Below are 6,867 nucleotides of genomic sequence, written 5' to 3' on the forward strand. Positions count from 1 at the left end.
CCACGAGCGTGATCGAACTCGCTCGCTCCGTGTACGACGAGATCGTCTATCAGGCGTACGACGGGAACGAAGCGGAAGTCTGTGGCATCCTCGCCGGCGAGTACGACGCCGAACACACCGTCATCACCGATGTCTACCCCGCGGAGAACGCGGCCGACGACCCCGAAATCCGGTACGCGATCGATCCCGAAGAACAGTTGGCACTCACCGAAGCAATCGAGGACGCGGGACTCGAGGTCGCGGGCTTCTACCACTCCCATCCCGCGGGTCCGACCGAGCCCAGCGAGACGGACGCGGCGCGGGCGACGTGGCCGGACTTCTCGTACGTCATCGTCGCGCTCGACGGCTACCCGTTCGTCGGTTCGTGGCGCTGGCGCGAGCACGAAGACCGGTTCGAGGGGGAGCGGGTGAGGGTGGCCTCGAGTAGAGGCGAGTGGGTCGAGAAACGAGCGAATTAGTCGTCGCTGGCTTCGATCTCGGGTTCGTCCGCGGTACCGTCGATCGAACAGGAGGCCGTGTACTCGACATCGTGGACGGAGTCGATCGTCGGATCGTCACTACAGACCGGACAGTCGTCTTTCTTGGTGATCGCGACGGTATCGAACTCCATGTTCATGGCGTCGTAGAAGACCATCCGGCCGTCGAGCAGTTCGCCCTCGTCCAGCAGGAACTTCACCGCTTCGGTAGCCTGGATACAGCCGACGGTTCCGGGGAGAACCCCGAGCACGCCCGCTGTCGCACAGTTGGGTACCATCCCAGCCGGCGGCGCTTCGGGGAACAGACAGCGGTAACACGGCGAATCCTCGCTGCCCGCGAAGGTGGTGATCTGTCCTTCGAACTTGAAGATCGAGCCGTGGGAGAACGGAACGTCCGCGAGCGTACAGGCGTCGTTGACCAGATAACGGGTCTCGAAGTTGTCCGCCCCATCGATCACGAAGTCGTAGCCGTCGATCAGGTCGTCGACGTTGCCCGGCGAGACGCGGAGTTCGTGTTTCTCGACGTCGATGTCGGGGTTGATCGTTTCGACGTACGCCGCGGCGCTGTCGACCTTCTTGCGGCCGACGTCGTCGTCGCCGTGGATGACCTGGCGCTGGAGGTTCGAGAGTTCGACCTCGTCGTCGTCCGCGATTCCGATCGTCCCCACGCCGGCGGCCGCGAGATACTGGATGATCGGCGATCCGAGCCCGCCAGCGCCGATCACCAGCACGCGCGAGTCGAGCAAATCGCTCTGTCCCTCGGGACCGACATCGTCCATGATGATGTGTCTCGAGTACCGGTCCAGTTGCGTCGGCGAGAGATCCAGATCGGTCATCGCTCAAGGTTGGCACCGGCACGGAATAAGGGACCTCCCGACGGCGGCATCTGCCGGCATCCGCGACGAGAGCCGTTCTTGCCGAGGGCGGGTGCCTTTTAAGATGGTGTCGCCAACCGCCGGGTATGCCCATCATCAAGGTCCCAGCCGTACTGAGCGGCGGGGGTGCGTCCGACCGAGTCGACGTCGAGGGAGCGACCCTTCTCGAGGCCTTCGACGCCCACGCCGCCGAACACGGCGATTCGTTGCGAGACAGCGTGATCGACGACGGCGAGATCAAGGAGTTCATCAACGTCTACGTCGACGGCGACGAAGTCTCGGATCTCGAGACCCCACTCGAGGACGACTCCCAGATTCGCGTGATTCCGGCCGCCAGTGGCGGTACGCGGGCGTAACGATAACTCGTTCGTCGGTCCTTGCTTTCGGTGCTCGGTTTCCTGTTTCCTGCTCGATTACTCCTCCAGCGTCGCGTAAAGCTCCGCGAGGCGCTCGGTTCCCGCCTCGGCGTAGCCGCCGTGATAGCAGACGACGCCGTCGATCTCGAGGGCGGCGAGATCGCCGACCGATTCGATCGCACGGTCCATATCGAGCGTGTACTCCGGTTTCGGCCCCTCGAGGGGCACGTCGCCGTCGGCGACGAGGGCGTCGCCGGCGAGTAACACCTCACTTTCGGGGAAATACAACGACACGTGCCCGGGTGCGTGGCCGGGCGTCTCGACGACCACCATCGGCCCCGCGAGCGTCGGCACTCGAACGCCATCGGCGAGTTCGAGATCGACATCGACCGGGAGATAGCGGTCCCCCTCGCTTTTGATCGGGTCGCGTTCGCCCCTGACGTACGGTGCTTCCTCGCGGTGGGTGGCGACGATCGCATCGGTGTGGTCGAGTAGTTCGGCGAGTCCGCCCGCGTGGTCCGCATCGTGGTGGGTCAGGACGACCAGCCAGACATCCGCGAGGTCGTACCCGATCCCCTCGAGATGCACCTCGAGTGCACCGACGCTGCCCGCTGGTCCGACATCGACGAGCACGAGCCCGCGGTCGGTCTCGACGGCCATCGGTGTGATCGTGAGCGTCTCGTCGGCCTCGATCCGGGTCGTGAGTGCGTGGACGTGTGCGTCCGACAGCGCGTTCGACATGCGTTTGCGTTCGCGTCCGTACCTCAAAAATATCGGCCGCCTCGAACCCGACGGGAACGGTCCAGGAACACACTCCTGTGACGGCATAGTAACAACTGCAACGACTTGCACACTGATCGCCGATCCGTCCGGCGATCAGTGCGCACTGACTTGCAGTAGTTACTATAGTTCACCGACGTGTCAGACGCCGAGACGCTCCTCGAGCAGGTCCGCGAGTCCCTCCGAGAGTTCGACGAGGTACAGCGTCCCCCAGGCCGCGACCAGTATTGCTCCGAAGACGTTGAAGATCATGTCGACGATCGTATCGTCGATGCCGTGCTGAGCGAGCACCGGGTCCAGTCCGAGCGCGAGCGCGCCCTGGTCGGCGACGAACTCGAGGATTTCCCAGACCACGCCGATCGCGAGGATGAACACGATCAGGAACGAAAACATGGCCCACGGAGGGAAGTGGATCGATCGTTCGTGGAGCTGGATCGCGCGTAACACGGCGTAGCCGCCGGCTGCGACCACCGACGCGGAGAGCGTATGCGTGAGGTGGTCGTACGGAGCGATGGCATCGTACAGCGCTACCGTCCCGAGCGTATGCAGGAACACCGCGCTCGTAACCCAGAGTGCGAGTCCGGGCTCGATCGGCAACGCGTAGTTCTGTCGTAACATCGCGGGAACGAACGTGATGACGATGGCAAGCGCCGCGTTCGTTATCACCGGCAGATCACGAACGAGCAGTCCGTAGAAGAGAATAACGACTAACACGAGTTGCATTACCCGAACGAGCGCGTGCTGTCGGTCGGTCGGAATGCCGAGTCGGTCGCTCAAGACGACCGCATCGACCGACCGGGCCGCCTCCGCGTCAGGCTCGGGCGACGGTGCCGTGCCAGCCGGTGAGCCGACGGTCTCGGAGAAACGGAAGTGTGCGTAGACGACCATCCCGGCGAGAAGGCCAGCAACGACGGCGTAGCTGAACTCGATCATCACGGCCGCATTGATCGCGTCCTGACTGCGCCCGTCGAGCAAAAACGTCGTTCCGAACAGCGTGTCCGACGACCACCGGAGGACGTTCAACAGGCCGATCATCGCGAGCGTGAGGACGACGGTGAGAACGACGCTGAACCACGGAACGAGCCGAAGCGACGTGAACCGGTGGAGTTCGACGACGGCGAGGAGTCCGAGGGTCCCCATCGCGAGTGCCGGCACGATGCCAGTGACGAGTGGCTGTGGGCCGAACGCTTCCCAGAGGACGGGGAGTGCGATCAGGAACAGGAAGTACCACGGCGGCATGACCGTCAGGCTGCGGAACTTGATCGCCGGCGCAGTGGCAATCACGATCGCGGCGACGGCGAACAGCACCGACGCGTACGCCTCGAGCCAGCCACCGCCGATCGCGACCACCGCGAGGACACCCACGAGAAGCCACGAGAGAACGGCGTTCCGTGACGAGCTGGGAAACATCGCCGCGAGCCTGTCGACGTTTTCCATCACCGATCACCCCCGTCGGCATCGGGGTAAGCGAGCAGCACCGAAATCTCGGACTCGCGGACGATCTGTGCGGGAGTGCTCCAGAAGAGATAATCCCGTACCTTCGGCGTCTCCTTGCGACCGAGGACGACGAGATCGGCGTCGACCTCCTCGAGAAAGGCAAGGGTCAGCGTCTCCTGGTCGCCACGTCTCACCGTGGTCTGGACGTCGACACTCGAGTCACCGAAGACGTCGGTGGCGAGCTCTGCAACGCGACTGCTGGCTTTGTCGACGTCGACGACCGCATCGACGCCGAACAGGTAGCCAGTCGCGGGAATGACGTAGAAGAGATGGACGCTCGAGCCGATATCGGCGGCGAGGTCCCGTGCCTGTTCGGCGGCAGTTCTGGCTTCGGGACTGCCGTCGACAGGGACGACGATCGTATCGTACATCGTCCCGGTGATGAAAGGCAGGGGAAATAAATCTACTCCGTTCGGTGCTGTCAAACTCCGAGACAGCCGATCGGAGTTTATTTTCTCACGGTCCAGTCCGGCTGCAGGTCCCGGTCNCGATCGTATCGTACATCGTCCCGGTGATGAAAGGCAGGGGAAATAAATCTACTCCGTTCGGTGCTGTCAAACTCCGAGACAGCCGATCGGAGTTTATTTTCTCACGGTCCAGTCCGGCTGCAGGTCCCGGTCGTGGGAATCAGTTCAGTGCCGCCTCGAACGCCCCCTCGAGATCCGCGATCAGGTCGTCGACGTGTTCGATCCCGACCGAGACCCGGATCAGGCTGTCTTTCAGCCCGGCTTCGAGGCGCTCCTCGCGTGGAATCGCGGCGTGGGTCATCGGTGCGGGCTGTTCGATCAGACTCTCGACGCCGCCGAGACTCTCGGCGAGCGTAAAGACCTCCGTCGAGGAGACGACCTCGCTTGCCTCCTCCAGGCTCGCGTCGAGTTCGAAGCTCAACATCCCGCCGAAGTCGTCCATCTGCTCGGCGGCGAGTTCGTGGCCGGGGTGAGAGTCGAGGCCCGGATAGTAGACCCGTTCGACGTCGGGGTGGTCTTCGAGCCAGGACGCGATCTCGCTGGCGTTCTTGCAGTGGCGGTCCATCCGGACAGGCAGGGTCTTGGTGCCCCGAAGCACGAGGAAGCTCTCGAACGGACCCGGCGTCGCGCCGACGGAGTTCTGGTAGAAGCCGAACTCCTCGTCGAGGTCCTCGTCGTTGGTCAGCAAGGCACCACCGACCACGTCCGAGTGACCGCCGAGATACTTCGTCAGCGAGTGAGAGACGACGTCGGCACCCAACTCGAGCGGGTTCTGGAGGTACGGCGTCGCGAACGTGTTGTCGATCGCACAGAGTGCGTCGTGGTCGTGAGCGATCTCGGCTGCCCCCTCGATGTCGACGATCGACATGAGCGGATTGGTCGGCGTCTCGAGCCACAGCAGTTCCGTCTCCGGACGGAACGCCTCCTCGATCGCCTCGAGGTCGGTCATATCGACGAAGCTAAACTCGAGGTCGTAGTCCTCGTAGACCTGCGTGAAGATACGGTGGGTGCCGCCGTAGACGTCGTTGCCGGTGACGACGTGGTCGCCCGCCTCGAGCAGGTTGAGGACGGTGTTGATCGAAGCCATGCCCGACGCGAAACAGCGGCCGTACTCGGCTCCTTCGAGACTCGCGAGGTTCTCCTCGAGGTCGGTCCGTGTCGGATTCCCGGTCCGGGAGTACTCGTAGCCGCGGTGGTCGCCGGGGGCGTCCTGTTCGAACGTCGAGTTGGCGTGAATGGGTGTCATCAGCGCGCCAGTCTCTTCGTCGGGTTCCTGTCCGGCGTGAATCGAGCGGGTTTCGATCCGGAACTGGTCGTCGTCCATGCGTGGGCCGACGGGTCGAAGGTAGGTTACGTTTGTCTTCTTCGACGGCGGTCGGCAGACCTCGTGCGCTCCGTTCGACTGGGGACTCGAGTCGGCCGACGTGTTCCATCGTGGATGCGGAACGTGCGTTTTATAACGGTCACCAAGTAAGAGGGTCGTACGACTATGCCGAACTCTAATGGCCCTCGTCAGGGAACCCGGAACAAACTCTCGAACGATCCACGAGAACGCGGTTCGTCGCCGCCACAGCGCGCGATTCAGGACTACGAGGAGGGAGAGAAAGTCCACCTCAAGATCGACCCGAGCGTCCACGACGGTCGCTTCCACCCACGCTTCGACGGGCTCACCGGCGAGGTCGTCGGCAAACAGGGCGACGCGTTCAAGGTACAGGTCAACGACGGCGGCAAGGACAAGACGCTGATCGTCACCGCCGCTCACATGCGCGCCCAGGAACGAGCCGAGGACCGGGTCTGAGCGTCTCGCACCCAACACAGCATGACGATCTTCAAAGAGATCGTCGACGAGGAGTTCCTCACGGTTTCGGAAACGAAGGAGCTGCTCGCCGACATCGAAGCGGAACGCGCGTTAGACGAGAACCGCGAACTCCCCTACGAGCTCGCGCGAGCGGTCGAACACGTCAACCGCTTTGCCCACCTCGAACCGGAGGAGGCCCAACAGCTCGTCGACGACCTCCAGGACCTGGAGAAAGTCGACGAAGCGACGGCGTACAAGATCGCTAACCTCCTGCCGCGCAACCGGGACGAACTCCGGTCGGTGTACGCACAGCAGCGCTACTCGCTGTCCGGGGACGAACTCGACGAGATTCTCAACGTCGTGGCGCAGTACGCCTGATACGGTTTACTGTCGTCAATTACGCACCTGATCGCCAGACGGGTCGGCGATCAGCGTGCAAATCGTTGCAGTTGTTACTATACTCCGTCGAGAGTCGTCACGACCGCTCGCTTCGGGGTCCGTCTCGAAACCGGCCACCGCTGCCGTTACCGGTCGGACGGCGGGCCGATTCTTTAAGTACGCCGTCCCCGTACCTATCCGTTATGAGCGAAGCCGACAGCGATGGGACGGACGCGGACG

Annotated in this window: 9 protein-coding genes; 4 read left to right on the plus strand and 5 right to left on the minus strand. The window is 63.3% G+C overall.

What is annotated here, in order from left to right:
* Positions 1 to 8 precede the first annotated feature (8 nt).
* Positions 9 to 458 carry a desampylase gene (locus C446_RS06255; RefSeq protein ID WP_006672235.1) on the plus strand — a complete coding sequence of 150 codons (450 nt, stop codon included), beginning with the start codon at positions 9 to 11 and terminating at the stop codon, positions 456 to 458.
* Here C446_RS06255 and ubaA read toward each other — a convergent pair.
* Positions 455 to 1,312 carry an SAMP-activating enzyme E1 gene (ubaA, locus tag C446_RS06260; RefSeq protein WP_006672236.1) on the minus strand — a complete coding sequence of 286 codons (858 nt, stop codon included), beginning with the start codon at positions 1,310 to 1,312 and terminating at the stop codon, positions 455 to 457. The two genes, C446_RS06255 and ubaA, sit on opposite strands and share 4 nt — an antisense overlap.
* 125 nt (positions 1,313 to 1,437) lie before the next feature.
* On the opposite strand from ubaA, the gene C446_RS06265 reads away from it, so the two are divergent.
* Positions 1,438 to 1,707, plus strand: coding sequence for a MoaD/ThiS family protein (locus C446_RS06265; RefSeq protein WP_006672237.1), 270 nt, complete (start codon positions 1,438 to 1,440; stop codon positions 1,705 to 1,707).
* Positions 1,708 to 1,764: 57 nt separating this feature from the next.
* Here the strand turns inward: C446_RS06265 and C446_RS06270 are convergent, their stop codons facing one another.
* From C446_RS06270 to C446_RS06285, 4 genes are all read right to left on the minus strand, one after another.
* Complete coding sequence (locus C446_RS06270) at positions 1,765 to 2,448, minus strand: MBL fold metallo-hydrolase (RefSeq protein ID WP_006672238.1); 684 nt, start codon at positions 2,446 to 2,448, stop codon at positions 1,765 to 1,767.
* Between the two features lie 180 nt (positions 2,449 to 2,628).
* Positions 2,629 to 3,924 (minus strand): hypothetical protein, encoded by a 1,296-nt coding sequence (locus tag C446_RS06275; RefSeq protein ID WP_006672239.1) that lies wholly within the window; start codon positions 3,922 to 3,924, stop codon positions 2,629 to 2,631.
* The gene (locus C446_RS06280) at positions 3,924 to 4,355 is read right to left on the minus strand and encodes a universal stress protein (RefSeq protein ID WP_006672240.1); all 432 of its coding nucleotides are present in this window, start codon (positions 4,353 to 4,355) and stop codon (positions 3,924 to 3,926) included. The genes C446_RS06275 and C446_RS06280 overlap by 1 nt, the downstream gene beginning before the upstream one ends.
* A 256-nt stretch (positions 4,356 to 4,611) precedes the next feature.
* Positions 4,612 to 5,775, minus strand: a complete 1,164-nt coding sequence (locus C446_RS06285) for a cystathionine gamma-synthase (RefSeq protein ID WP_006672241.1) — start codon at positions 5,773 to 5,775, stop codon at positions 4,612 to 4,614.
* A gap of 165 nt (positions 5,776 to 5,940) precedes the next feature.
* Between C446_RS06285 and C446_RS06290 the strand changes: the two genes are divergently transcribed.
* A complete protein-coding gene (locus C446_RS06290; RefSeq protein WP_006672242.1) occupies positions 5,941 to 6,249 on the plus strand; it encodes a 50S ribosomal protein L21e in 309 nt (102 codons plus the stop codon).
* 21 nt (positions 6,250 to 6,270) lie between these two features.
* Positions 6,271 to 6,627 carry an RNA polymerase Rpb4 family protein gene (locus tag C446_RS06295; protein ID WP_006672243.1) on the plus strand — a complete coding sequence of 119 codons (357 nt, stop codon included), beginning with the start codon at positions 6,271 to 6,273 and terminating at the stop codon, positions 6,625 to 6,627.
* Positions 6,628 to 6,867: the final 240 nt, after the last annotated feature.

Origin of the sequence: Halobiforma nitratireducens JCM 10879 (assembly GCF_000337895.1) — an archaeon.
GTDB classification, from domain to species: domain Archaea; phylum Halobacteriota; class Halobacteria; order Halobacteriales; family Natrialbaceae; genus Natronobacterium; species Natronobacterium nitratireducens.

Excerpts from the sequence above, each read along its gene's own strand:
- ubaA (WP_006672236.1), bottom strand. The coding sequence starts at position 1,312 with ATGACCGATCTGGATCTCTCGCCGACGCAACTGGACCGGTACTCGAGA.
- C446_RS06265 (WP_006672237.1), top strand. The coding sequence starts at position 1,438 with ATGCCCATCATCAAGGTCCCAGCCGTACTGAGCGGCGGGGGTGCGTCC.
- C446_RS06270 (WP_006672238.1), bottom strand. The coding sequence starts at position 2,448 with ATGTCGAACGCGCTGTCGGACGCACACGTCCACGCACTCACGACCCGG.
- C446_RS06275 (WP_006672239.1), bottom strand. The coding sequence starts at position 3,924 with ATGGAAAACGTCGACAGGCTCGCGGCGATGTTTCCCAGCTCGTCACGG.
- C446_RS06280 (WP_006672240.1), bottom strand. The coding sequence starts at position 4,355 with ATGTACGATACGATCGTCGTCCCTGTCGACGGCAGTCCCGAAGCCAGA.
- C446_RS06285 (WP_006672241.1), bottom strand. The coding sequence starts at position 5,775 with ATGGACGACGACCAGTTCCGGATCGAAACCCGCTCGATTCACGCCGGA.
- C446_RS06290 (WP_006672242.1), top strand. The coding sequence starts at position 5,941 with ATGCCGAACTCTAATGGCCCTCGTCAGGGAACCCGGAACAAACTCTCG.
- C446_RS06295 (WP_006672243.1), top strand. The coding sequence starts at position 6,271 with ATGACGATCTTCAAAGAGATCGTCGACGAGGAGTTCCTCACGGTTTCG.